General features: G+C 52.9%; 23 protein-coding genes and 1 tRNA gene. All 24 read left to right on the top strand.

Annotated elements, in window-relative coordinates; genetic code table 11:
- Positions 1 to 18 precede the first annotated feature (18 nt).
- Positions 19 to 510, top strand: coding sequence for a regulatory protein RecX (locus JNK54_04535; protein MBL8023535.1), 492 nt, complete (start codon positions 19 to 21; stop codon positions 508 to 510).
- Positions 507 to 2,072 carry a bifunctional phosphoribosylaminoimidazolecarboxamide formyltransferase/IMP cyclohydrolase gene (purH, locus tag JNK54_04530; GenBank protein ID MBL8023534.1) on the top strand — a complete coding sequence of 522 codons (1,566 nt, stop codon included), beginning with the start codon at positions 507 to 509 and terminating at the stop codon, positions 2,070 to 2,072. The genes JNK54_04535 and purH overlap by 4 nt, the downstream gene beginning before the upstream one ends.
- Before the next feature lie 69 nt (positions 2,073 to 2,141).
- Positions 2,142 to 2,399, top strand: coding sequence for a hypothetical protein (locus JNK54_04525; protein MBL8023533.1), 258 nt, complete (start codon positions 2,142 to 2,144; stop codon positions 2,397 to 2,399).
- A complete protein-coding gene (locus JNK54_04520; GenBank protein ID MBL8023532.1) occupies positions 2,396 to 2,800 on the top strand; it encodes a type II toxin-antitoxin system VapC family toxin in 405 nt (134 codons plus the stop codon). Before JNK54_04525 ends, JNK54_04520 begins: the two co-directional genes overlap by 4 nt.
- 6 nt (positions 2,801 to 2,806) lie before the next feature.
- Positions 2,807 to 5,446 (top strand): alanine--tRNA ligase, encoded by a 2,640-nt coding sequence (gene alaS, locus JNK54_04515; GenBank protein ID MBL8023531.1) that lies wholly within the window; start codon positions 2,807 to 2,809, stop codon positions 5,444 to 5,446.
- Between the two features lie 123 nt (positions 5,447 to 5,569).
- Positions 5,570 to 5,643 (top strand) — tRNA-Arg (locus JNK54_04510).
- Positions 5,644 to 5,830: 187 nt separating this feature from the next.
- Positions 5,831 to 12,079 carry a hypothetical protein gene (locus JNK54_04505; GenBank protein ID MBL8023530.1) on the top strand — a complete coding sequence of 2,083 codons (6,249 nt, stop codon included), beginning with the start codon at positions 5,831 to 5,833 and terminating at the stop codon, positions 12,077 to 12,079.
- 83 nt (positions 12,080 to 12,162) lie between these two features.
- Complete coding sequence (locus JNK54_04500) at positions 12,163 to 13,188, top strand: DUF1016 family protein (protein MBL8023529.1); 1,026 nt, start codon at positions 12,163 to 12,165, stop codon at positions 13,186 to 13,188.
- Positions 13,185 to 15,224, top strand: coding sequence for a hypothetical protein (locus JNK54_04495; protein MBL8023528.1), 2,040 nt, complete (start codon positions 13,185 to 13,187; stop codon positions 15,222 to 15,224). The genes JNK54_04500 and JNK54_04495 overlap by 4 nt, the downstream gene beginning before the upstream one ends.
- A 3-nt stretch (positions 15,225 to 15,227) precedes the next feature.
- Positions 15,228 to 16,187: a signal peptide peptidase SppA gene (gene sppA, locus JNK54_04490; protein ID MBL8023527.1), complete on the top strand. Its 960-nt coding sequence runs from the start codon at positions 15,228 to 15,230 to the stop codon at positions 16,185 to 16,187.
- Between the two features lie 10 nt (positions 16,188 to 16,197).
- Positions 16,198 to 16,791, top strand: a complete 594-nt coding sequence (locus JNK54_04485; GenBank protein MBL8023526.1) for a hypothetical protein — start codon at positions 16,198 to 16,200, stop codon at positions 16,789 to 16,791.
- Between the two features lie 94 nt (positions 16,792 to 16,885).
- Complete coding sequence (locus JNK54_04480) at positions 16,886 to 17,440, top strand: LemA family protein (protein MBL8023525.1); 555 nt, start codon at positions 16,886 to 16,888, stop codon at positions 17,438 to 17,440.
- Between the two features lies 1 nt (position 17,441).
- Entirely contained in the window at positions 17,442 to 18,407 is a 966-nt protein-coding gene (locus tag JNK54_04475) for a hypothetical protein (GenBank protein MBL8023524.1), read from the top strand.
- A gap of 23 nt (positions 18,408 to 18,430) precedes the next feature.
- A complete protein-coding gene (locus JNK54_04470; GenBank protein MBL8023523.1) occupies positions 18,431 to 18,685 on the top strand; it encodes a hypothetical protein in 255 nt (84 codons plus the stop codon).
- A gap of 3 nt (positions 18,686 to 18,688) precedes the next feature.
- Positions 18,689 to 19,858, top strand: a complete 1,170-nt coding sequence (locus JNK54_04465; GenBank protein MBL8023522.1) for a DegT/DnrJ/EryC1/StrS family aminotransferase — start codon at positions 18,689 to 18,691, stop codon at positions 19,856 to 19,858.
- Complete coding sequence (locus tag JNK54_04460) at positions 19,855 to 20,220, top strand: hypothetical protein (GenBank protein ID MBL8023521.1); 366 nt, start codon at positions 19,855 to 19,857, stop codon at positions 20,218 to 20,220. The genes JNK54_04465 and JNK54_04460 overlap by 4 nt, the downstream gene beginning before the upstream one ends.
- Before the next feature lie 30 nt (positions 20,221 to 20,250).
- Complete coding sequence (locus JNK54_04455) at positions 20,251 to 20,802, top strand: hypothetical protein (protein ID MBL8023520.1); 552 nt, start codon at positions 20,251 to 20,253, stop codon at positions 20,800 to 20,802.
- Between the two features lie 31 nt (positions 20,803 to 20,833).
- On the top strand, positions 20,834 to 22,228 hold the full coding sequence (locus JNK54_04450) for an ATP/GTP-binding protein (protein ID MBL8023519.1): 1,395 nt from the start codon (positions 20,834 to 20,836) through the stop codon (positions 22,226 to 22,228).
- 63 nt (positions 22,229 to 22,291) lie between these two features.
- Positions 22,292 to 22,588 (top strand): ATP-dependent Clp protease adaptor ClpS, encoded by a 297-nt coding sequence (locus JNK54_04445; GenBank protein ID MBL8023518.1) that lies wholly within the window; start codon positions 22,292 to 22,294, stop codon positions 22,586 to 22,588.
- A gap of 48 nt (positions 22,589 to 22,636) precedes the next feature.
- Positions 22,637 to 23,029 (top strand): hypothetical protein, encoded by a 393-nt coding sequence (locus JNK54_04440; GenBank protein MBL8023517.1) that lies wholly within the window; start codon positions 22,637 to 22,639, stop codon positions 23,027 to 23,029.
- Between the two features lie 16 nt (positions 23,030 to 23,045).
- Positions 23,046 to 23,321, top strand: coding sequence for an HU family DNA-binding protein (locus JNK54_04435; GenBank protein MBL8023516.1), 276 nt, complete (start codon positions 23,046 to 23,048; stop codon positions 23,319 to 23,321).
- 11 nt (positions 23,322 to 23,332) lie between these two features.
- Positions 23,333 to 23,632, top strand: a complete 300-nt coding sequence (locus JNK54_04430; GenBank protein MBL8023515.1) for a hypothetical protein — start codon at positions 23,333 to 23,335, stop codon at positions 23,630 to 23,632.
- 77 nt (positions 23,633 to 23,709) lie between these two features.
- Positions 23,710 to 24,927: an LL-diaminopimelate aminotransferase gene (locus JNK54_04425; protein MBL8023514.1), complete on the top strand. Its 1,218-nt coding sequence runs from the start codon at positions 23,710 to 23,712 to the stop codon at positions 24,925 to 24,927.
- The gene (locus tag JNK54_04420) at positions 24,924 to 26,252 is read left to right on the top strand and encodes a homoserine dehydrogenase (GenBank protein ID MBL8023513.1); all 1,329 of its coding nucleotides are present in this window, start codon (positions 24,924 to 24,926) and stop codon (positions 26,250 to 26,252) included. The genes JNK54_04425 and JNK54_04420 overlap by 4 nt, the downstream gene beginning before the upstream one ends.
- The last annotated feature ends 4 nt before the right edge of the window (positions 26,253 to 26,256 follow it).

Raw genomic sequence — 26,256 nt, 5'->3', positions numbered from 1 at the left:
TGGTGAATTATTCGTTCCATGGATGAGAGCACCCGAAAAGCGATGGATCAGGCTTTGCGATGGCTGACCTTCAGGGCGCGAAGCCAACGTGAAATGGTGGAGCGGTTGGGGCAGAAGGGCTTCACCGCTGAAGTGGTTGATCTTACGGTGTCCCGTTTGGGAGAACTGGGGCTGTTGAACGATTCTGTTTTGGCCCGGGACATGGCGGATTCCCGTCGACGCGGGGGGCGGGGAGATCACCGGATCCGGCAAGAGCTCCGGAAACGGGGCCTCCCAACAGAGACTATTTCGGACGCGATGGCCGTTCCCTCGGTGGACAGTGGTGCGGAACGGGCATGGGCCGCGCTCCGGAAACGTGGCGATCGAATGAAAGGTATGGAACGGGACCGGGCCTACCGTCGGTTGCATGGTTATTTAATGAGGCAGGGTTTTGGTGTGGACGAAACACGGCAGGCTTTGAAACGCTATTTCTCGGGGGAACCCGAAATCGGGGAGATCATTGAACCATGAAAAAATCGTGTGAAATTAGCCGCGTACTTATTTCTGTTTCCAGCAAAGACCGCATTGTGGAGTTGGCCTACGGTCTCTCGGAATTGGGGGTTGAAATCCTTTCTACGGGGGGGACTTCCAAAACACTTCGCCAGGCTGAACTCCGGGTTCAGGAGGTTTCTGACCTCACGGGATTTCCGGAAATTTTAGACGGCCGGGTAAAAACGTTGCATCCCAAGGTTTTTGGAGGGCTTCTCGCTCTGCGCGGAAAAGAATCCCACGCCCAGGATATGGAGAAACATGGCATTCCCCCCATTGACATGGTGGTGGTGAACCTCTATCCCTTTGAGTCCATTTGCGGAGACAACAGTCTTCCCGAAGAAGAAATGTTGGAATACGTGGACATCGGGGGTTCCGCGCTCCTGCGGGCCGCCTCCAAAAATTTTCGTAGTGTGGCTCCTCTGGTGGATCCGGACGATTACGTTTTAGTTCTGGAAGAGTTGAAAGAGCGGGGGAAACTTTCGGTGGAAACCCGGCGACGTTTGGCCGCCAAGGCTTTTGGCCATACGGCCCACTATGATGCGGTGATTGCGTCTGTTTTTCGTCAGAAAGCCCAGGTGAAGGAGTTCCCCGCAGAGATTGCCCCGGGACTTCGCAAGAAAGCCGATCTGCGCTACGGGGAAAACCCCCATCAAAAAGCCGCCCTCTACCAGGAATCCGGGACACGAGCCTGGGGTGTGGTGGGGGCGAAGGTCCTTCAGGGAAAACAAGTTTCTTTTAACAATTATATGGATTGCGATGCGGCGTGGCGGTTGGTTTCTTCGTTTTCCAACCCGGCCACAGTAGTGATTAAGCACAACAATCCTTGCGGTGTCGCCGAATCGGAAAGTTTGGCGGATTCGTTTCGGTTGGCCTACGGCGCCGATTCTCTTTCTGCTTTTGGCGGGGTGGTGGGGTTCAATCGAGCGGTGGACGGCGAAACGGCTCAGGAAATGTCGAAACTTTTCCTGGAATGTGTGATGGCGCCCAGTTTCCATCCTGAAGCTCGGGAAATCCTTGGGAAAAAGACCAACCTCCGACTGCTGGAACAACCGACAATTCTGGCGGATCCCTACGAATGGGATATTCGTAGGATTTCGGGCGGGTTTTTGGTCCAGGAACAGGACGCGCCGCGTCCTCTGGAAATGAAAGTGGTTTCGCGTCGGGCTCCTACTCCAGAAGAACAAATGTCTTTGGCCTTTGCCTGGCAGGTGGCCAAACAAGTCAAATCCAACGCTATCGTTTTGGCCCGGGGACGGGTGACCGCCGGGATTGGGGCGGGCCAAATGTCACGGATTGATTCTCTTAAGGTGGCCCACATGAAACTTCAGATTCCGGGGATAGGGATTAAAAAGCCTTTGCCCTTGGTCCTCGCTTCCGATGGATTTTTCCCTTTCCGAGACACCGTGGATGAAGCGGCGAAGATGGGGGTCTCCGCCATCATCCAACCGGGCGGTAGTGTCCGGGACGAAGAAAGCGTGACATCCGCCAACGAGCACGGTCTCGCCATGGTCGTGACCTCCGTCCGCCATTTCCGCCATTGAGATTCCCCCGGAATTGGTGCTATAATTGATTCACTCTGATGCAGGCATTGAATCTCAAAGGAGGGTTCCATGAAAACGATCACCTTAAGACATCTGCCGCCTCCCTTAAGTCGCCTTCTTCAACGACGTGCCATGAAGGAACGCTCGAGTTTAAACAAAACGGTTATCCGGGTTATGGAAGAATCCCTGGGTTTGGCGGCTCTTCCAAAGAAAAAACTCCACCACGATTTAGATCGTTTTGCGGGCCTTTGGACAGAAAAGGAAGCTCGCGATTTTGACCGTTTGGTTAAGGCGCAACGGAAAATAGATCCGGAAATGTGGAAATGAACCGTGTTCTGTTAGACGCCTCCGGTTACTCCGCTTTGTTTCGGAACCATCCCGGGGTGAGAAGGGCGTTGCAAGAGTGTGGCGAGATCCTTCTTTCCCCGATTGTTTTGGGAGAAATTCGATCTGGGTTTCTTGGAGGGGCTCGGCTCCGGGCGAACGAAAGAGAATTGGCCGAGTTCCTTTCGTCCGAACGGGTTTCCGTTTTGCCCATTGATGAAGAAACGTCTCAACGATACGCCGTCATTCTTCACGGGCTTCGACGCGCGGGAACTCCCATTAATTCCAACGACCTTTGGATCGCCGCTAGTGCCATGCAGCATGGTCTCACGGTGATCACCACCGACAAGGATTTTGAACGGGTTCCGCAAATCATCACGAGCTGTTTTGACCCCAAAGGATAACCTTTCATGCCGACCGGTAACGCGATTCGCGAAAAATTTCTCACATATTTTGAGTTGGGTGACCGGCGGCACCGCCGCATGCCTTCCGATAGTCTTATCCCTTCCTCCGATCCCACGCTCCTTTTTACGTCGGCGGGAATGGTTCAGTTTAAGCCCTATTTCTTGGGCCAGAAAGTTTTACCCGGCGGCCGTGCCTGCACCTCTCAGAAATGTCTTCGAACCACGGACATTGAGCGGGTGGGTTTCACCGCCCGGCACCTCACTTTTTTTGAAATGTTGGGCAACTTTTCCTTTGGGGACTACTTTAAAAAGGAAGCCATTGCTTGGGGATGGGAGTTCCTGACTAAAGAAATGGGAATCGATAAAAACCGATTGATTTCGACCATTTACAAGGAAGATGACGAAGCGTTCTCTCTTTGGAAACCGTTTCAACCGGAATCCCGCATCGTTCGAATGGGGGCGGACACCAATTTTTGGAACATGGGTCCCACGGGTCCCTGCGGCCCCTGTTCAGAAATCCTTTTTGATAAGGGAGAAAAGGAGTGCACCTGTGGGGCCGGGGCTTCCTGCACTCCCGAGAACGATTGCGACCGTTGGATGGAAGTTTGGAACCTGGTTTTTACACAATTTGACCGCCAGGAGGACGGGAGTTTGCAATCCCTCCCTCAAAAAAATATTGATACAGGGATGGGACTCGAGCGGCTCACCGCCGTGGTTCAAGGGAAACACACGAATTTCGAGACGGACCTCTTCACCCCCTACATCACGAAGACCGAGGAATTGCTGGGGCGATCCTCCCGCGGGTTGAGCGGGAAAGATTTGGCCCCGTTTCGCTTAATTCCCGATCATGCCCGTTCATCCATCTTTATGATGGGCGACGGGATTTTGCCCACCAACGAGGGACGGGGTTATGTTCTCCGCCGTCTCATTCGCCGAGCGGTTCGGCATGGCCGCCAACTGGGTCGCAAAGAACCGTTCCTTTATTTGATCGGTGACGTTGTCCTCCGAGAAATGGCAGGCGCCTATCCGGAATTGGCCGCGAAACGGGAGAGCCTTCTTTCGATCCTGCGCCAAGAGGAAGAGCGGTTCTTTGAAACCTTGGAAAGCGGGACAGCCCGGTTGGAAGAGATCGTGGGGGCTGTTCTTGCCAAGGGGAATAAATCGATGCCGGGGGCGGACGTTTTTCGCCTTTACGATACCTATGGTTTTCCTCCCGACATGACCCGGGACATGCTGGCGGAGCGTGGGCTCACCTTTGAGGAAAAAGAATTTGAAGAGGCCCAACGGCAGGCCCAGGAAACCGCCCGGGGGGCCTGGAAGGGATCCGGTCAGGAAGACGCCGGGTTTTACGCCACGATAGCACGGGATCTCGGGGCCACCACTTTTAGTGGATATGAGACCTCCGAACAGACGGTGACTATTCAAGCGATGATTCATGACAAAAAAATAGTGGGAAATTTGTCCCAAGGGGATGAGGGTGAAATCGTTTTGGCAGAAACGCCCTTTTATCCGGAAGGCGGCGGCCCCGTCGGTGACACAGGAACATTTCTTTGGGCGGAAGGTGAAGCCACTGTTTTGGACACACAGCGTCCCGTGGAAGGGTTGATCGTTCACCGGGTGAAGATGGTTCGGGGTAACTTAAAGAAGGGGGATCGGGTCACGGCCCGGGTGGATGGGGAACGCCGCGCGGCTCTTAAGCGTCACCACACGGCCACTCACCTTCTCCACGCTGCAATGCGAAGAGTTCTTGGGACCCACGTGAGCCAGGCGGGGTCCATTGTCACGCCGGAAAAACTCCGTTTTGATTACACCCATACCGGGACCCCAACCACCGACGAATTGCGCCGAATCGAAGAGGACGCCAACCGGAACGTTTTAGCCGATATTGGCCGGCCGGAACAGACCCCTGAAATGTCCCTGGTGGAAGCTCAAAAGGTGGGGGCCATGGCTTTCTTCGGGGACAAATACGGGGAGAAAGTCCGTGTGGTGAAGTTTGGCGAGGCCACGACCGAGGTGTGTGGTGGTATTCATGTGCTTCGGACCGGGGAAGTGGGGGCCATTAAAATAACTTCGGAATCTTCGATTGGTGCGGGAGTCCGGCGGGTGGAAGCGGTGGCGGGTTTACGGGCCCTGGATTATTTAAGAAGTCTGGAAGAATCGGTTGAACAGATTGCTGAAAAACTTAAGGTCTCCCCCGGGGAGATCAACGTCAAGATTGATCGAGCCCTGCAACGGCAACGGCAGTTGGAAAAAGAAATTGAAGACCTTCGTTTAAAAGCCGCCCAAGGGGGCGGTTCCTCAGGGGGGCCTGTCGTTCAAGAAGTGGGTGGTGGACGCTGGATCGCCCACGTGGCTGTTGGGTTAGACGAAAAATCCCTTCGCGCCTTCTCAGATAAACTCAAGGACAAGTCGGAAGGAACAGGTGTGTTGGTGGTTACGGGAGGGGCGGAGAAGATCTCTTTTGTTGTTTCCCTGCCACCCGTTTTGGTCCAGGCCGGATGGAGTGCGGGAAAGATTGCCCAGGCCATGGCCGCCAAAATTGGAGGACGAGGGGGAGGGCGACCGGAATTCGCCCAAGGGGGAGGCAAGGCGTTCGAACCCCTAGAGAAGATTTTCGAGGATCTGCCCTCCCTTTTAAAGAAGTAGTAGAATCACCCATTATCGAGCTTCCCCATTTTGTGCCTGTAGCTCAATTGCGACGGAGGCGTGGGAGCCAACGAAGTGGTTGAAGGCCGATAGGCCGGAAACCAGATAGAGGGGAACAATTTTGTGCCTGTAGCTCAATTGGATAGAGCGTTGGCCTCCGGAGCCAAAGGCTGAGGGTTCAAGTCCCCCCAGGCACGAATTTAGAAAGGCAAAGGAACCTGTGTGGACCCGGCTCCGCTAAAGCGGAGCGTCCAAGGCGCTTGCCACATGGCAAGCAGGACCCCCAGGCACGTATTTAGAAGGTTACCAGTCTCCGGAAAAAATTTACAACATCGTTACAACTCCTTAAGGAAGATTTTCTAGATCAATTAGTAGATTAGGGGGATGAAGACCTTCCTCCGCCTCCAACGGATTGTTGCTGGGACAATGGGTTTGTTGTTATTTGGAACCCATTGCCTTTTTGCATACTCGACGGAATCGAATATTTGGGCCGAGCGGCGGAAAGCCCGGGAACAGCGTTCTTCTCCGACACTCTTGGCTTCTTTGCCTGTTGGTTCACCCGAACTTCTCTTCTCCTCCTCGTTGCCTTCCCTCCAAAGCATAGGGGTTTCGCTTTCCCCAAGTGTCGCCCACTCTGTCCCAAAGGGATTCCTGAAAGACCATCAAGATCTGTTGTCGGCGCTCTCTCCGGCATACGGAACCATTCGAAAAGTTTCGCTCAGTCTCCCGTCCAACCGTTCCACCCCTGTGGTCATCCACATTCAAGATGTACATCAAAATTTGGATGCCCAAAAAAACATCGGTCGGTTGGTGGATTCTCTCCTCACTTCTAAGCAGGCGGGACTTATCGCTCTGGAGGGCACCTGGGGAGACATCGATCTCCAACCTTTTCGAGATTTCCCTCATCGAGAGGCCGTGCAACTCAGTGCCGATTACCTCTTAAAAGAAAACAAGATTTCCGGCCCGATCCATGCGGTTCTCACGGGGAGCGGGCCCCTCCCTCCATTGATCGGGGTTGATGACCCTACCCATTACAACGCGAATGTGGAGGCCTATCGGAACTCCGCTCCCCGAATTGAGGGGATGAAGAGAATCCTCGCTCAACAGAAGGCGGCCCTGGACCTTGAAAAGTCCCGTGTTTTTACTCCTAAGCTCAAAGCTTTGGACTCTGCGGTGGAGGCCTATCGGTCCGGACAGTTGGGACTAGGGGACTATGTTGATGCTCTGACCAACGCTTCGTTTGGGATCGAGACTCCCTCCTCGATTCGGAATTTCCAGAAAACCCTTGCCATGGAAAAAACACTCGATTTTAATCAGGTGGAACGGGAACGCGCCGACTTGATAGGCCACCTGGTTAAAAAACTGACCCGTTTGGAAATGGAAGAACTGACCCGTCAAAGCGTGGCCTACCGTTCGAGCCAAGTGACGTACGGCGATTTCTATTCTTACCTGCAGGGGCTCTGTCACCGAACGGGTATTTCGTTGGAATCGTATCCGGCCATGAAGAGCTATATCCATTACGTTTTATGGGCCGATGCTATAGAGGCGGAAACTCTTTTAGGTGACTTGAATACCCTGGAACGGAAAGTTTTTGCCACCTTGGCGCCCACGTCGGAGACCCAAGGTCTCATCGATCAATCCCATGCCGCTCACCTCACTCGGAAATTGGTGGAATTCAGTTTGACTCCGGAGGAATGGAAGGACTATCGGTCCCTCTCCATCCTGGGCCAAAATTTTTCATCTTTTGAGGATTTCTATCGGGAAGCCGATGCCCGAGATCGTTCCATGGCTGAAAACCTGCTTAAAAGCATGAATTCGATAAAATCATTGCCGGTATCGATCCTGGTGACGGGCGGTTATCATTCCCCGGGGCTTATCGCCCATTTAACCCAGGCGGGCGCCACGGTCATTAGCGTCACCCCAAAAATAGAAAAACTGGAAACAGTCCAGGGATTCTCTTACCTTTCTGTTTTCGCGCAGGAAAAAACCCCGCTCGATCAACTCTTTTCCGGTGAAAAATTGTTTCTTTCTCAGGCGCCGATCCCACGACAGGTCGCGACCCTTGTACTGCCTGGCATGATCGCGGTCGCCGATGGTGGGAAAACGGCGAAGGTGGAGAGCAGTTTCCTATCCTTCGTCCCGTCTTCTGTGGCAGGCCGGATCCGTCAAGTCACCGCAAAGGTACAGGCGGATTATGCCCATCTCACCACCCGTTTTAAAAACGGTTGGATTTTTACCGTTGAAGCGACAACAGTCGGACCCGCAAACGAACGCCAATTTAAAATGGAGGTTCTCAAACAATCCCTCAATCCTCTTAAATTGATCCAAGAACAGCGTTTTGTCCTTCCCGCGGCAGTGGCCGTGACGGCCACAGCGGCGATCGGCTTGGCGACCCAGACGCCCCTGCTCTTTCCGTTGGCTTTCCTATTCGGCCTCTTAACCCTCGCCTGGTATGAACGGGGGTTTGTTCGGTTTCACCCGCGAGAAAATGCACGCCTCTTTAAGATAACTGAAAATCAATACGATAATTACGTCCGCCTTGGGTTTTGGATGTTTGGGGGACTGACTCTGTTGTCCCTCCTCTCGGCCCTGTCGGGCCTTCCCGGGTTCGATGCTCAAGCGGTGGCCACCATCTTTATTCGACACGTTTTTGGCTACGGTCTTCTCTATCATGCCCTTTTCAACGTCGTGAGCCCGGTGAAGGCTACCGCGAAACTGAACGTGCCTTCTCCCGTGGGCGAACCATTAATATCTGAAGAGAAGGCGAAACTATTGGCCTATTCCATTGTAGATAGGGCGTCTGAAAAAATGCGTCCCCCATTGAAGAAACTATTTGATGCTCGGATTGAATTCATAAGGGAACCGCGGAATTACGCAACGTTTGACCGGCGAATCCGGCTGGTGGGGACAAAAATGTTCGAGGGGCTTAAAGAGGGCCATTTAGCCGTGGATGATCCCTTGTTGGCTGACGCCCTTTTTCTCATGCTGGTAAAGGGTTCCATCAAAGAAATCGTTTGGGAATTATCGGAACAAAGCCGTGCCGCGATTCAGGAAGCGGGGGGAGACCCCTCCCTTATAATGAACGTGTTTTCGCCGGCAACCATTCAAGCCGTCATGGAAAAATTAATGGCGTCGGGCGTTTTACAAGATGGGCAACTGAATGTGGCCTTGGTTCAGGAGACAGGCCATGACGAACGGGATTTTGAGTCGGACCCTTCCCTCTACGCCATATATGCCGACCAAGTCGCCGTGGCTATTCGAAAAACAATTCTTCTTAGAGCATCGAAACTTCCCGCGAACCATACCCACCAAACGGTTTTAAAAGAAATCGCGGAAACATTGGGGGAAGATACCTACGGCGATTTGCGTTTCTCGTTAACCGGCCGGAATATCGCGTCGTTAAGTGGGGGGGGGCGTTCGGGAGATTGCACGGCTCCGGGCCGGGTAAATTTCTGGACCCAGGGGGCCTGGAACACGACGTTGGAAAACTTAGAATTCGAAACCTACTTTGAGGGCGGCTTTTTCGGTCGATTTATCGGCCTCGTTGGAATGTCGGACAACCAATTGACCCTGTGGATTCACGCCATTGAATTTTCCCCCGTGGCGCGGAACCCCGGCGCGGCTTCTTCGATGACCGCGTCCAACGTGCAACAACGCCTGGTCCTCGAATCCCTCCGGTTTATCAATGCCTTCGCTCAACGGGCCGGAATTAACAATGTGGAATTGACCGGGATCTCGAATTCCGTCGGCTACGTGGATATTTTGCCCGGCCTCCTTGCCGGGTTGAAAAGCGATATTTCAGGTCCCGGACTTCGCCCCACATCCTTTACCCTTCTCAACCCCTTTGATGGAGCGCGGCGCGTCGCGCCATTGGTTCGCCCAGACGATAAACCCAATGCGTTTGTTTCCACGTATCTTCAGGGCTGGCGGACGCCCACCAACTTCCTTCCAGAAACGGTGGGGGAAGAAGAGGCTCCCACCGAAACTTCCACCGTCCCGTTGGGACGTGGACAGGTCCCCGTGGGTGATCTCGATCGAGCCGCCCCCATTCTGATGGATATGATCGCGGACGTCATATATGATGAACAGAAATCCCTTTATGCTTTAAATTGGGACGGCTACCAAAAAACCATTCAATCGGCGTTGGAGGCGGACGATCCCTTGTCGTTTTGGGAAAATTCCATCCGTGATATGTCGGACCAAATCCGGCGTTGGACCGATATCTTCGATCCCGGCGCCATGCCGGCCATCGACAAAATCTTGGCAAAAGCGAACGGTCTTGGCCAGGTCAAAGGGATTAAATTGATTAAACAAACGCTGATCAACAACCGAGCCCTGGCCGATAACGTGCCCCATGTGGCGGCTTTTTTATACAGGGGAAAAAAGACCTATTCCTATTTGAAGGATTTTACAAAACATCACAAGGAGGTGACCCAACAGGAATGGGAACAAACACTGGAAGAGACGGCGATTGACTTAAATGATGTTGCCGTTAACATGCGAACAAACCTGCCTTCTGTGAAACGTATTTTTGAATACTGGGTAATCTATCGCCGGGACAAAACGCGCGTTCCCATGGATATTGAAACTTTTATAGCCATCTGGGCGGAGAGGCCCATTTTGGCCGAAATCACCCCTGAGGAATTCGATTCGAAATTAGTGCCGCTCTGGAAAGGCGCTGTGCTCGCGAGGGTCAACCCGACATCCTTTCAACTGCGGCGAAGTTCTGAACTCACAGCCATATACAAGAGGTTGAGATCCAATTTGAATCAATTCCTTGCCTTTGAGAACGTCACGGGGGTCGGCGTGATGACCGTGATGAATAAAATCCATCCCACACTCCAAGCCGAGTTCAAAGATCGGCTGGCCCGTTCCGGTTTTAATTCGCCAGAAATCATTGAGCTTCTTTCCAGTCAACCCACCCCAGTCATTAACTATTACCTCAGGTTCAAGACGTCCCGTGAAAAAGTGGGCCATAGCAGTTCGACGATCGATACTTTTTCGCTCAGCCAATTAACCGGGGATGGTTATTTGAAAGGGTCGTCGCCTGAAAAAGCAGAAGGGGAGGAACATAATAATTTATCTGACCGTCATGACTCGGGCCGAGCGACGAGCCGTTGGATGACGCGATTGTTTGAGGGGGTGGGGTTTTTACTGGGGGGTGAGGAAGGGCGGGAAAAGGCCGGAAAACATTACAAGGATCATGCGCCGATCTATGAGTGGACCTTGGGACTCACGGGAATGTTTGTTAATTTCGGGGCGATTCTTTTTTTGTCGGGCTCAGGTTTGGTTGGAGTGGTCGCCCCGCTTCTCGGGGCTGTCTTTGGAGGATTGTTCTTTGTGTCGCATTTTGGGAAGGAACCCAAGACTCCCATCAACGTGAGTGTTTCCAACGCCGCTGTCATGGCGTTTATTTATACCGCGCTGATCATCATCACCCCTTTCCCGCTTTTAGAGTTTCTTGAATACCGTTCTTTCGTTTCGGTCTTTCTGTTGTCCGTGGTTGCTTCCTGGTGGGCGGGGGCCCTGGCGCTCCATAGGTCCTTTGATAGGAAACGATCTGAAATGGACATAAAGAAAGTCACTCTTTCTGATCCGAAATTAAAAACAGATGAATACCTCTGGTTGAGAAACTTTTTAGCACGACAATATCTACTTGATATTCGAACGATGGAACGAGTCTTTGAGGGCGGGACGTCGGAAGTTCCAAAAGTTTCCTATCGCATCCAAACGATGAAGGGCGAGATTTTCTCTTTCCGGATTGTTGGGGAATCCTTAACCTCCGCTCGCGGTATTGTTTCTACCCTTTTAGAATCGAAAGCCCTTCTTGTTCCGCATTTCCCCCATGCTGATGAGCGATTTCCAGAAGACCGTTACATCCTTCTCTGGGAGGGAATTCGATGGGTTCTCGAACAACATTCTGAACAGGGGTCCATTCCATTAACTCCCCTTTCCGAATTGACTTCTTCCCCTGAACCGGCGGAATTGACGGCTGAAAGGAGTTTGGTGACCGAAAAAGTTCTTGCTGAGTTGGGGGAGCGGCCGACCGATCTCCGTGTGAGAGATTTTATGGATCACGCGGCCCGGTTAACAGTGGAAAAATATTCTGAGCGGGCCATTGAAAAATCGATTGTCCCGACTTTCCCCTGGATCGAGGAAGGCCAAGGAACCCATGTGTTGTTTGTTGATGCGGAAAGCGTTCGAACGGCGGCCCAGCGTGAGAATCTTTCGGCGTTGGTGGCGGGGCGGTCCAACTGGGCGATAATCACCAACTCAAAGGGTTTGTCCGTTCCAGGAGTTGATTCTCAATTTGTATTCTTCCGGCCCGAAGTCTTTCCTGATGTAAAAACCGAAGAAGGTGTTCCCCTGGGAATTCAAGAGGTTCTGCTTGCGAAACTGGGTGATGTTTTTGGGACGATTTTAACGGCCAGGAATGGGGCCGGTCTTCGGTTTATGCACACGCCCGTCATTCGTCTGAATCCAGAGGGTCTCACGGCTGAGCAGAAGGATATACGCGATGCCGCCGATCGCGCCTGGCTCTTGAACGCGGTTTTTAAATTGGTTCTTCCCAGCCGACTCTTGGATTGGAAAGGAATTTTCGAAACGCTCACCGCCATCGCCCGCAACGCGTAAAACGATTGTTGTTTCCCTCCAAATTCGTTAGATTACTCCCATGTTAACAATTCGGCTGGGTGTGCTTTCTTTTTTGACGGGTTATGTCTAAGAAATTCATCTCCAGGGCTTATCATGAGGCTTTAATCGAAATAAAAAAAAGAATTCGATTAGCCCACTATGAGGCCTTAAGAACAGTCAATCAAGAACTGATACGCCTGTATTGGGATATAGGGAAAACCATTGTTGACAGTCAAAGCAGGCATGGATGGGGAAAGTCTGTTGTTGAGTCATTGGCCAAAGATTTGCAATTGGATTTTCCAGGTGTTCATGGTTTTTCACCGCAAAACCTTTGGTATATGCGACAGTTTTACGCGGAATACCATAAGAACCCAAATCTCCAACCACTGGTTGGAGAAATCAGTTGGGCGAAGCATTTGGTGGTGTTGGCCAAATGCAAAACGGACATAGAACGTGAGTTTTATGTCCGCATGACAAAGAAATTCGGTTGGACAAAAAATGTCTTGATCCATCAGATAGAAAATCAAAGTTATGAAAAGACTCTCTTGAACCAAACAAATTTTAGTAAAGCTTTACCTGAAAACATAAAAAAGCAGGCTCACCTTGCCGTTAAAGATGAATACACGTTTGATTTTCTCCAGTTGGCCGAGGAACATAGTGAGATGGAACTGGAGCGATCGCTTATTGCTAAAGTGAACCGCTTCCTGACTGAGATGGGAGGAGCCTTTGCGTTTATGGGAAACCAGTATCGCTTGGAAATCGAAGGGGAAGAGTTTTTTATTGACATCCTTTTATATCACCGGCGCTTGCAATGTCTTGTCGCTGTCGAATTGAAAGTAGGAAAATTTCAGCCTGAACATGTTGGGAAAATGCAATTTTACCTCGCGGCCTTGGATGGGCTTGTTAAGGAAAAAAATGAAAACCCCTCCATTGGGATAATTCTTTGTAAAGAGAAAAGGCGTACGATCGTTGAATATGCCCTCAAAGAAAGTCATAAACCCATCGCTGTTGCCCATTACCGTGTGACATCAACCCTGCCAAAGGAATTGCGAAAGGAATTGCCGGGGCCGGACCAAATTCGGCATCTTTTGGGTGATTTGAGCTCATGAGACGGTTCCTCTCACGATCAACCAAAAAGCACAGCGGTATTTTTCTTGTGCTTTTTTTTACGGCAACGATGGTTCTTGGTTATGCCCTTTGGAAAAGTCACGGGGAATCCTTGGTGTCCTGGACTCCGGTGGCTCCGGATTTGTCTCTCCAACTGCAAGCGGGAAAGGAAGCGTATTTCCACGACGAACTGGTGGACATCATCCTTCAGCCGGCTTCCGAGGACGCGCGGCAACTTTTACGAAAATCTACGGCTCCGTTGACGGCCTGGGTGGAATGGAAAGGCGAGCCGGTGGTCACGGTGGGGGAATTGGAAAAGGTTCGGCTCCTTTTTGATACGGGGTCCGACATGTGGCGGGCCCGCTGGCCTGTGCCCTGGAACGCTTTTGATGGGGATTATCATCTGCAAATTTCAACGCGCTCCTTTCCTCCAGGAATGGGGGCCCTCACGAAAGGGCGTTTCCAAGTCATTTCCCGAAAATTCGATCCCGTTCCTGCCGGGTATGCGGTTTTACCTTTAGAAGGGTTGGGTTCTTTTTATCGGTTCCGGGGACCGGATGGGGGGGAGCCCCACTTGGGCGCCATGGCCGAATGGGCGAACTTTATTGGGGCGGACGCCGTTCTCGTCCAGGGGGCGGAGTCCAGCGGGTATTCAAAAAAACTATCCTCGGATTTTCCGTGGCAGACCAGGTCCGAAGAATCCGTGGCGGAGTTGGCTCGGGCGTGCCGTGAGCGGGGCGTGAATTTAGGTGTTTATGTTCTCTGCTATATGGTTGGTGGGCCAGCAAAATTCTCACCGGACTACGCTTACGGGTGGCACTATGAAAAAGGGCGCCCCGTTCATGGGTTAAACCGGGATGTTCGACGGGGTATTTCCATTCGGGACCCGAAACGGCCGGGGGATATCGTTAAGGTTTTGGACCGATTTGCCGCGGTGGAGGGTGTGGATTTTGTGGGGTTGGATTACATCCGACCTGTTTTTGGGGGCAATGAGCTGGTGGACGATTTTGTGCGGGAGATGCCCGGCGTTCAAAAGCCCGCGGGGTACGATGGTTGGAGCAAAGAACAACGCATGTCGTGGATCGCTCGAGGACGATACATCGCCCCACGGGCCTCCCAACGTCAGGAGATAAAATTCAAGACCACGGATCAATGGTTTTGGTATCGCGCCCATCGTACCGCGGGAGTGGTGCGGAAGATCGCCGAGGGGTTTGGCGGGAAAAAGCCCCTGTGGGCGTTTACCTTATCGTGGCAAAAAGGGTGGGAACATGGGCAAGACCCTGCCATGATGCGGGACGCCGGCGTGGATATGAACGCCATCATGCTCTACGAAGCCGATGCCGCTCAATACCGTGGGTTGGTGAGCCAATGGAATAATTACACGGAGAACGCTGCCTTTAACTTGGTGGTGGGAAATACGTTTGACTGGCGACTTCACCAAAACACACTGAACCCCGCCGGGCCTGAGGCCATGGTTCAACGAACGTTATTGGCTGTTGAAAATTTCCAAGACGATCGGCCTGCCCGAGGAATTTTCATGCACGATCTGGCCCGGGCTCTTCGCGGTGTCCTGGGTCCGTATCCCCCTCAAGAGTGGTTTTTAGCCGCCGGGAGTGCCATCACACGGGTTCGGGAGATTCATCGGGTCACTCCCTACAGAATGAGGCTGGTGGTTCCTTCCTCCTGTACCCCGAACCTGCCTCTCACGGGGACCGTGGCTTTGGACCCGAAAACCACGAATCGCCCCGTGACCGTTCGGTTCTACTCTTCCGCGGACATGCTTCTTACTCCTTCCTCCTTTGATCTGACCCCAACGAAATCGTCGGCTTCGTTCACCCTTTCTTGGAAACCAAACGAGAAGTCTCCCTTGCGCGGGGATCGGGCTTTCGTTGCCGTGCGATCTTCCCGGGAGGGAGGAGGCAACGAACGAGCCCAAGTTCATATGGCGTATATTCAAGGGGTTCGAAAATCTTCCTTTCCAGCGAATCAATCTTTTCTCAAGGAGCCGGGCGTCTCCCGTCAACGCCCCAAGGAATAACAAATGACAAGTCCCTCTCCGTTTCGCCTTCGAGGTTGGATCCTTTTCATGGGATACATGGCGCTCCTTCTCTGGGCCTTTTGGCGGTCGGGTCGCCCCGGCGAGTTCGTGCACGAAAAGGTTGACTCCAGGGCCCCTCACGCGGGGCACTTTCATGGGGACGGGGCCATCGCCGTCCTTGATATTCAAGGACCCATCGCTCTCTCCATGGGGGGGTTTGGAGGGGACGGCACCGCGGGAGGGACCTTGCGACGTCTTCGTGAATTACGCGAAGAAAAGGAGGTGAAGGCGGTCATTCTTCGTATCAATTCGCCGGGAGGAACTGTCGCTTCCGTTCAGGAAATTTATGAGTCCATCCGGATCCTCCAAAAGAGTGGGAAAAAGGTTATTGCTTCTTTTCAAGATGTGGCGGCGTCGGGAGGTTATTATATCGCGGCCTCAGCGGATCGGATCGTGGCCAATCCGGGGTCCATCGTGGGGTCCATTGGGGTAATTTTTCATCTGAATAATTTGGAGGAGTTGGCAAAAAAAGTGGGGGTAAAATCTGTCGTCATCGCGTCGGGTAAAATGAAAGATATGGGGTCCCCGACACGATCCCTTTCCGCTGAAGAGCGACAGGTTTTTGAGGGTTTGGTTCAAAGCGCCTACGGCCAATTCTTGTCGGCGGTTTCCGAAGGGCGAAAAATGCCCCTGGAAACCCTTCGCCCCCTGGCCGATGGCCGGGTTTTCACTGGGGAGCAGGCCCTGGCTGTGGGGTTGGTGGACGTTCTGGGTGGTTTTGATCAAGCGATCGAAGAAGCCAAACGCGTCGCAGGTCTTCGGGCAGACAAACCCCGTCTGATCCTTTCGGACCGTCCTTGGGACAAAATATTTCAGCTTCTCAACATGGGGGCCGCCGGGCCCTGGGGGCGGCTGGCCCGCTGGGCGGCGCCTCGGGCCTCGCTCGAATATGTTTGGGAATAAGGGGGACCTCATGGAAACGAACCCGTCGCGCGGAGGGTTGGACCTTTTGGGGCGCTTAACTTCTGAACCTGGGCAGGCACTGGAAGAAATCGTGTCGAAACCCCATTTGGTTTCAGGCGCGTTGGTGGCCTCCCTCACGGGGCTGGGGCTAACGCTGGCGGGGCCTCTTCCTTGGGACGCGGGTTTCTTCCCCCTGGGGTATCGATTCCTGACGGTGTTTTTCGGAACACTTGTTTCTTGGCTCGGTCCCACTTTAGTTCTCCATATACTTTCCCGGATATTCAATCATCAGGGGAGCCTTTCTTCGGCTCTGGCGGTGACGGGATGGGCCGGTGCGGCTTTGTGGCCGGCGTTGGCGTTCCGTCTCCTGGGGACCGGGGCGGGCCCCCTCGGGTTACTCACAACGGGAGCGATCTTCCTTTTTTACCTCTTGTATTACGGGGTGTGGTGGTGGGGAATCCAACGGGTCTACGGTTGGTCCAAGGGGCAAGGGGTGGTGCTCCTCCCCGTTTGTTTCCTGGTCACCTCCGCTCTTTCGTTCGCCCTTCGCTTGGTTTCGGGAATTGTTAATTTCGTGGGGACCGTTTTTCCTTTCCCCTCTTGATTTGTTCTCTTTTAGGGCCCATACTGATTGAGTCGTTGACAAAAACAGAGAGGGAGGAACCATGATTTGGGTCGTCGCTTTTCTTTCGTTGGGGATGGGAACTGTCGGTTTCATTTACGCGGTGACGCTTTACAACGGGTTGGTTCGGCTGAAAAACAATGTGGCCAAAGCGTGGTCCAACATTGATGTCCTCTTGAAACAGCGCCACGACGAGTTACCGAAACTCATTGAGACCTGTAAGCAATACATGAAATTCGAATCGGAAACTCTGGAAAAAATAATTCAGGCGCGCGGGGCCGTTTTCTCCGCCCGCGAATCCGGCAACGTGCAATCCCTTGGAGAGGCTGAGGGGAAATTGCGAGGCTTGATGGGCGGTCTTTTTGCCTTGGCGGAAAATTATCCGGACCTTAAATCGAATCAATCCTTCCAAAGTCTTCACACCCGGATCGCGTCCCTGGAAAGCGCCATTTCAGATCGGCGCGAACTGTACAACGAGAGTGTCACCTTGAGCAACACCCGTCGGGAGATGTTTCCCGATTCCTGGGTGGCGGCTTATGGAACCTTTCCTTCCTACCAAACCCTGAGGTTCGATCCTTCGGAAACCAAAGACGTCGACCTTCGCGCCGCTTTCAACACGCACGCTTCCTAGCATGAAGGGGTTTTCTACCGAGGGCCTTTTCGGCTCCGGCGTTTTTTTTGCGGCGGGGGCGATCCTTCCTTTCCTGACGGGGAGCGCCTCTCCCCGCGGCCTGGATCGATGGGTCCTTATCCTCTTTTGTGCGGCCCTGGCTGGGATTTCATTTTGGAAGCTTTGGAAATATGTTCGGCTGGTCCGCGCTGTGGAGGATACCCCAACGGCCAAAGTCGGGTCGGCGTCCCAAGGCGAGGTTGAATTGGCGGGGACCGCCGTGGCGGTTGAGGGAAAAACCCTGGTCTGTCCTTTAACCGGGAACCGGTGTCTCTGGTATTCGTTTAAAGTGGAACGCTACGAATCTCGGGGGAAAAGTTCCTCTTGGGTCACCCTTTCCTCGGGTCAAAGTTCGGAAGCTTTTGGACTTCAGGATGAGACGGGGACCGTTTTGGTGGTGCCTTTTGACGCGACGTTTCGCCTCCGTCAATATCGAAGGTGGAAAGGTTCCACGGCCTCTCCATTGGCCCCAGGGGGGGACCGTGGATTTTTTAGCGGGTTCCATTCCTATCGGTATACGGAGGAGCTGATTGTCCCCGGAGAAACCGTCTACGTTCTTGGATGGTTTGAGTCTCTCAGCGGAACCTCTTCTCTCCAGGGGGATCTTCATGAGAAATTGCGGGAGATCAAACGGAAACCCCAAGAGATGATGGCTCGTTTTGATTCGAATAAAGATGGAATGATCAGTGGCGAGGAATGGGACGCCGCCCGGGCCGTGGTGGAGGCCGAAATGGATCGAGAGCGAGCGCTGATCCCTCCTTCCGCGGATGTTCACCTGGTGCGTTCTCCCCCAGCGGACACGCACACCCCCTTCCTCATTTCCTCCTTTTCTCAAGAGGAATTGGCCACCACCTACAAAAGGCGCGCTTGGATTGCCCTGGGGAGTTTTTTGGCGTTTGGGTCCATTTCTGTATTTGTTCTGAGGTGAATGGGATATAATAGGGAAAGGTCATGGATTCGACACCCCCTCCTTCACCGATGGAAGTAGACACCTACGCTTATCAGCGGGAGGAACTTCTTTCCCTTCTTCGACGATTGTCCAAAACAAACGAACCGTTACTGATCCATGGGGTCCCCTGTTTGACTTCAGACGACGCCGCTCGTCTGTTGCACAAGACCCGTCAAGGGACCTCCTTCTCCGATCGGGAACGGAGAGTCCTGACTGAGGCGGGGTTCGATCTGCACAATATTTTTCCTAAGCTGTAGTGAATGATGCCCGATCCGCGCCCACTTATTGAAGAAACGTTGGCGCGGCGATTTAACCGCCGTTTCTGTGTCCTCACCAATCGGGGAACGACCGCGCTCACGGCAGCGCTTCACGCTTTGAATCGTCCCGCGGGAACGCGGGCCCTCTTCCCCGCCGTCATGTGCTCCATTCCTGTTTTCGCCGCACGGTTTGCGAAATGGGAGCCGTCTTTTTCTGATGTGAACCTAAAAGACGCCAACTTTGATCTGAATCATGTGGAAGGGGTGTTGAAGGCCGGCGGGGTCGGGGTCGTCATCCCCATTCACATGTTCGGAAAACCGGACGATATGGAGCGATTATCGGATCTCTGTGCGCGGTATGGCGTTGACCTGATGGAAGACGGGGCCCTTTCCATGGGAGCCGAATTCAACGGCCGGCCCGTGGGGTCCTTCGGGCGCATATCTTGTTTAAGTTTTGTTCGTAAAATGTTGCCCTTGGAGATGGGGGGGGCGATGTTAACCGATGAACCCTCTTTAGCCGAGAGGGCCAGAGCGTTTGTTAACAAATTTCCAGAGGAACAGGTGTCCCGGCGGAACGAGGTCTCTGCCGCCATGAAGGCGTTTCATGCCCTGACGGGTTTCGTGGCGGCGGGGAACTGGGTCCGGTCAACACTTCTGACTTCTTTCGAAGGAGAATTTCGCCGGCTCCTTTTGGCCTCCACAACCGAGGAGGATTGGTCCTCCTCTGTCGTCTTGGACGAATTGGAGAAACTCAACGATTCGCTCCAGTCCAGGCGCGCCCGGGCGGAAGTGTATGAGAACGTTCTGGGGGAGGGGCCCATTCAAGCGTTGGACCGAACTGGGTCCAGCCTTTTCGCTTACCCGGTTCGGCTGCCGGGGGTGGCGGTGGAAGATTTTCTGGCATTTTCTTTAGATCAAGGGTATACTTTTAAACGAATCGCGTACCCGGATATTCACCCGGTGTTTGGCCCGAAAGGGTTCTTCCCCAATGGGGAGACGGTGGAACGGGAAGTGATCGGGTTACCGCTGGATGAGGACCACCCGGTCTCTGCCTTTTGGGAATACGCAGCGGATTTTCGGTCGGCGGTTGAACACTATCTGAGGGTTGCGCCCCCGCTAACGAAAATGGATTGTCGGGGAAAATTGGAGTTAAGAATGGGAGGAACGGTATGAAAGGAAATGAAAGGTTCAGATTTTTCGTCGTTTTTATCGTTGGTGTTTTTGGACTAACCGCTTGTGGGGGAAAGTCGGAATCGTCGGGTGGGACTGAAGTAAAGGCGACTTCTGGCCGGGGAAATCCCGCTCAGATAGACACGAGTGAGAGAGATCTTAAACAGGAAGAAATTCAGAAACAAATCATGGAACAGCAACACCACTCCCAGCAAATGGCCAATCAGCAACGTCAAATGATTATGCAGCAAACCCAGGCCCAGCAAGCTCAGCAGCAAGCGATTCAAAACAGTCTTCAGTCTCAACGACAAACCCAACAGGCCATCGACGCGGCCAATCAGGCGCGCAAGGCCGGAAACCGTTAAACTCGTTTCTTCGGACAGGAGGATCACCCGATGACAGAATCCGACCGATTTGACAGCCAAAAACTTGTGACACTGGTGGGCTACTTTGCTACTCCCTTTGCGCTTTTTTTGGGGGGGCTGGCCGTGGCTTTTTCGGAAACGGACAGTTGGGGGAAATCCTTTTCTCTTGGACTTCTTGGATTTGCGGCGTTCTTTAATGTGGTTTTTCCCCGGTTCCTCCGCCAACAAGATGTCGTTAAAAAAAGTTGGAACGTAAAGTTTCGACTCTATATGAATCTTATCGTTAACAGTGTGGTGATTTTCCTTCTGGGGGATAAGTTTCAACCGTTGTGGCTTCTCCTCGCGCTGACGCCTTTTGCCACCGCGATTTATGGAAACCAAAGGAGAACGCTCACCAACGCGATCACCGCTTCCGTTATTTTATTCCTCATTCAGGCCCTCCGTTCGGGAGGAACCTCTGCGGATTGGGCGGTTGTTTCCGTTGAAGTGGCGTTTATCGTTTTAATCAGTTTGTTGATTAATGGAGTTGCGAATATGGCCGGGCATCCCGAAAAGTCTGTCCAGATGCCTCACGTGGGGTGAGCATTCTCCTTCCGGGTTCCCCGCTTTTCCCGTGAGTTCTGACGCTGTGGGGGCACCCCAGACTCAGCTGGATCTTTTTCCCCAGCCCCAACAATCGAAAATCACGCGAATCATCAAACGTGATGGGCGTTTGGTAGCCTTTAATAAACTAAAAATCACGAACGCCATTTACCGCGCGGCCGCCGCCTTGGGTGGGCGTGACAGGGCGCGCTCCGAGCATCTGGCGGATCAGGTGATTCAACGCATTCACGTGGCCTACCCGGCCGGATCCACCCCTTCCGTTGAAGATATTCAAGATTTTGTTGAAGGCGTCCTTATTGACAATGGGCACGCCAAAACGGCCAAAGCCTTCATTCTTTTTCGGCATGAAAAAACTCGGACGAGAGAACAAAAGCCCGAAATCGCGGGCGTTCAGGACAACATCCCCTACAAGGTTCTCTGGCGAGTTCTCTCTTGGAATGTGGACCATGGGTGCCATACGGTGAACGCTTTGAAAGAGAAGATGCAGAGAGGATGGCGATCATTGATTCGGGACGCTGAACGGTCTTATCATGAGGAAATCCGTCACGTGGCGGGTCTGATCGTTAAGAGACTCCCGGACCTGCGATTGGTGATCGTGGCGGGGCCCTCCAGTTCGGGAAAGACAACCACCACAACGAAAATCAGTGAACGCTTGAAGGAGCGGGGGCACAGTTTCCTTCTCATGAACCTGGATCATTATTTCAAAGACCTTTCTCATCAGCCCAAAGACGAATACGGGGACTACGATTTTGAAATGCCCTCCGCTTTGGACCTGGACCTGATTAACGAACACCTTGGGCTTTTGTTGGAGGGAAAACCGATCCGTATGCCCTTCTATAATTTCAAAACGGGGCTCCGTGAAAAAGAAACGAAGGAGTTTCAGTTGAAAGAGAAGGAGATCCTTTTGATCGATAGCCTTCACGGCCTTTACGATGGAATGACGCGGAGCATCGCTCCGGAAAACACCTTTCGTTTTTATATTGAGGCCCTCTGCCAAATCAAAGAGGAGGGGGGCGAGTTCGTTCGATGGGCCGACCTCCGCCTGATGCGAAGGATGGTGCGCGATAGCTGGCACCGGAGTTATGACCCCGCCATGACCGTTGGGCATTGGCACTATGTTCGCAAGAGTGAATTGCGTTATATCGTTCCCTATATTCACTCGGTGGATTATATTTTTAATGGATCGCTTCCCTACGAACTCCCCTACCATGGGGCACGCCTACTGCCTTTAATGCCAGGTATCGTTAAACGGTTTAAGGATGATCCCAAAAAGGTAGATGCCTTTCTTCGCGCCCAACGGGTGGAGCGGCTTCTCTGTTCTCTTACGGCGAATGTTAAGGAAAGTGACGTGCCCGACGATTCCTTGTTAAGGGAATTTATTGGGGGGGGGCGCTATCACTATTGAGAGGGGATATTCAGATTCACCCCGACTTTACGCGATTATTTTCATGATGTACAATAAAAGCCGATGATTCTTAAAAGCGCAGGACAAACGATTGAATCCCCATCGTCTGAAACCACAGAGGGGTCCCGATCTTTTACGGGGTGGAAGACGATTTTGTTTAATTGCGATTGCCACAGTTTTCCGGAGGTGGCGATCCAGTTGGTGCGGGCCATCCGGTGTGATTACCAACGGGGGCTCGCGTTGGCCAATGTGATCCATTACACGGGGAGTGCCACCGTTTACACGGGGCCTCGCGAGCGGTGTGAGGCTGTGGCTGAAACGTTAGGGACAATCGGTCTTCGTGTCTCTGTCTGTTCATAGAACAGAGAACCCGATTGAGTAAGTTCGATTAAAAAAGGGAGGATTGCGATGCTGGGAAAAAAGACAGTGGTGAAAAAGAAACGTGTGACAGGTGAAAAGACCGGGGTCGTTGCTCCAAAAACGAGGCCCCCTGTTGCCCGAGCCGAGGCTCTGCTTCCTTCCCCAGAGGCCTTGGGAAAAAATTATATCGGGATTGATTTTCCCCAGGTGGGAGAAATTTTAACGAGCCCCCATTACGCCCTTCGTGTTTCCACGAGCGCGACGGATGGGGTTGAGGTTTCTGTTGATGGGAAAGAGTGGCAGCCGTGTCGTGAGTGCGTGGGCTTTTGGTGGTATGACTGGTCCGGGTATGGGTCCGGGGTTCACACGGTGGTCGCACGAATCACGGTGGGGAAACGAACGTTGAAATCGAAGCCCCGTTCCTTTACGGTTATCGTCTAACAACGGACCCGTTTCAATGAAAAAGCTTGAGCTGATTACACGCGTTACCCGTGACGCGGGGGTTCGTCGGGGCCAAGCGGTGAAGGCGGTGAAGGCGGTGGTTTCCTCGATTCGGGAGACCCTTCGGAAAGGGGAGAAGATTTCCTTGGCGGGTCTTGGCACTTTTAAAATAAAGGCCCGGAAAGCTCGTCCCGGTCGAAATCCGATTACCGGAGAGACGATCGCCATTCCCGCGGGTCGGAAAATTTCTTTTAAACCCAGCCTCTCCTTAAAAAAAATAGCTAAAGGTTAATTCCACTTCTTATGCCCCCTGCGCCGTTTGAAAAAGTAGCGGTGGCCGGGTTGGCCCGTGTAGCGGCCTATCTTTTCTGGGCCGTGGGGGGAATAGCTTTAGGAAAGGGGTTGTGGGATATGGTTTCGGGGCAACCCGAGGCGAACCTTTTCACACCTCAAGCGTGGTCCATCATCGCGCGGATCGAGTGGTCGCGTTTTGCCATTTTTGAGGCGGTCTTTGGGTTGGCGAACGGGGGCCTCGGGGTGTCTGTTTGGGTCTTTTCACGGCGCCTGCCGGAATGGGTAAAGAGGCCTGTTCTTCATGTCTGACAGAGGGGTGGTTTGTCACTTGTTTTGGTGCGGCCTTAGGGCCGGTGTGTGGTTAATCTTTTCTCCGAGGTCTTCCCATGGTTGAATGTTCTCAGAAACTCGAGCAATTACCACCTTACATTTTTACCCGGATCAAAGCTCTTGCGGCCGAAGCTCACCGCCAGCGGTTGGACGTCATCGATTTGGGGATGGGCAATCCCGACTTGCCGGCCCCATCCCACGTGATTGATCGGCTGGTGGATACCGTTCGGAATCATCCTCGGACTCACCGATATCCCCAGGCGAAAGGCATGCCCAAGTTTCGAAAAGCCGTGACCACCTATATGAACCGACGTTTTGGGGTAAAACTCGACCCCGATGAAAATGTGTTGTCTCTGATCGGTTCAAAAGAAGGTATTGCCCATTTGTGTCAGGCCTACTTGGACCCTGGGGATTTTGCCCTTGTTCCGGTACCCAGTTATCCCGTCCATTCCAATGGGGTCATTTTGGCGGGGGGACGGATTCATTACATGCCCCTCACACCTGAAAATAATTATTTGCCGGATTACAGCAAAATTCCTGCGTCGGTCTTAAAACGAGCGAAGATTATGTTCCTGTGTTATCCCAATAATCCCACCGCCGCTGTTGTGGATGATCCCGACTTTTTTAAGGAAACGGTGAAATTCGCACAGAAGAATGACATTCTTGTGGTTTACGACAATCCCTACTGCGAAATTACATTCGATGGTTATGAGGCGCCGAGCTTTCTTTCCACTCCCGGGGCAGAAGAGGTGGCCTTGGAATTTCATAGTTTTTCGAAAACCTACAACATGGCGGGGTGGCGAATTGGGTGGGTCTGTGGCAAGAAGTCCCTCTTGGCTCCCCTGGAAAAATACAAAGCGTTCGTGGACTACGGTGTGCCCACGTTTCTCCAATTGGCGGCCGTGGCGGCTTTGGAAGGGCCACAGGATTGCGTGAAAGCGATGGTGGCGACCTATAAAAAACGACGAGATTATTTTGTCGGAGAGCTGAACAAGATGGGGTGGCCTGTCCCCACGCCTCGAGCCACCATGTACGTGTGGGCGCCTCTCCCGGAGAGTTGGAAGTCCCGTGGGTCTTTGGCGTTCGCCGAAGAATTGGTTAAGGAAACGGGTATTGTGGTGACCCCGGGCATCGGGTTTGGCGCTGAGGCGGAAGGGTATGTCCGCATGGCGTTGGTAACCCATGACGACCGATTTTATGATGCTGTTCTCCGCATCCGAAAATTCCTGCGTAAGGGAAAATCCGATAAAAAGATTCGTTCGAACTCCAAATGAAAAATGGAATTGTCCAGATTGGCTTGGTGGGCTGTGGTGTGGTGGGAAACGGTGTCGTTCGTTTGTTCCAAAAAAACATGGCGTTGTTGGAAGCGAAAGCGGGGACAAAGCTTCAGTTGGCAATGGTTGCCAGTCGGCGAAAAAAGAATCTTCCTTCCATCGGAGGGGTTCGGCCTCGTTTTACGAAAAACTGGCGTGAAGTGGTTGAGTCCCCTGAAGTTGACATCGTTGTCGAGTTGATCGGAGGGGAAGAACCCGCTCGGACGGTCATCCTCTCGGCACTAAAAGCAGGAAAACAAGTGGCCACGGCCAACAAGGCTGTTTTGGCACGGCATTGGGGAGAAATTTTTACAACCGCCCAGGAAACCCGGGGACTGGTTTATTTTGAAGCCGCGGTGGGAGGCGGAATTCCCGTTGTTCAAGGGTTGAACGAAGGGTTGGGGGCCAACCGAATTCAACGGCTCTACGGTATCGTCAATGGGACGACCAACTATATCTTGACCCGAATGTCGGAAGAAGGAATGCGTTTTTCAGTCGCGCTGAAGGCCGCCCAAGTGGCGGGTTTCGCGGAGGCCGACCCTTCCTTTGATATCGATGGCGTGGATGCCGCTCACAAACTCGCCATCCTTTCTTCCTTGGCCACGGGTGGATGGGTTCGCGTGGATGACGTTCATCGGGAAGGCTTACGGAATTTAGACCTTTGGGACATCAAGTTTGCTCGCCGACGGTTGGGCCTTGTGGCGAAATCCCTTGCTTTGGCGGACTTTAATGGGGACGAGGTTTTCGCGCGTGTCCAGACCACCCTTATTCCAGAAAACCATCCTTTCGCCACTGTCCGAAACGAATACAACGCCGCTGTGATTCACGGCGACGCGGTGGGCGACGTCATGTTTTACGGGAAAGGCGCTGGTTCGATGCCTTCCGCCAGTGCGGTGGTTTCCGATATTATGTATTTGGCTCGACAAGTGGCGGGGGGGATGGCGGGGCGTCTTCCCTATGTGATGTTTGATGCCAACAAGAAACTCAAAATCCTTGATCCGGAAAATCGTTGTCTTCGTCATTATCTCCGTTTTAGTGCCGCGGACCGAACCGGGATCCTGGCGGCGGTGACCCAGCTCCTCAGTAAACATGAGATCTCCATTTCATCCGTTCATCAAGAAGACAACGCGGTGACAGAGTCCGATGTGGTCAAAAAATTCGTTCCCATCGTCATCGTCACGCACGAAGCCCCTGAAGGGGCCATTCAATCCGCCATAAAAGAATCACGCCGGATTCGTGGGCTGTCCCGCTCGCCCGTTCATCTTCGGATCGAGTCGTTGGGCTAATGAT

Source organism: Elusimicrobiota bacterium, assembly GCA_016788905.1.
In the GTDB taxonomy this organism is placed as follows: domain Bacteria; phylum Elusimicrobiota; class Elusimicrobia; order FEN-1173; family FEN-1173; genus JADKHR01.
The sequence above is the reverse complement of the archived record's forward strand: the minus strand, read 5'-3'. Positions and strand labels throughout refer to the sequence as shown.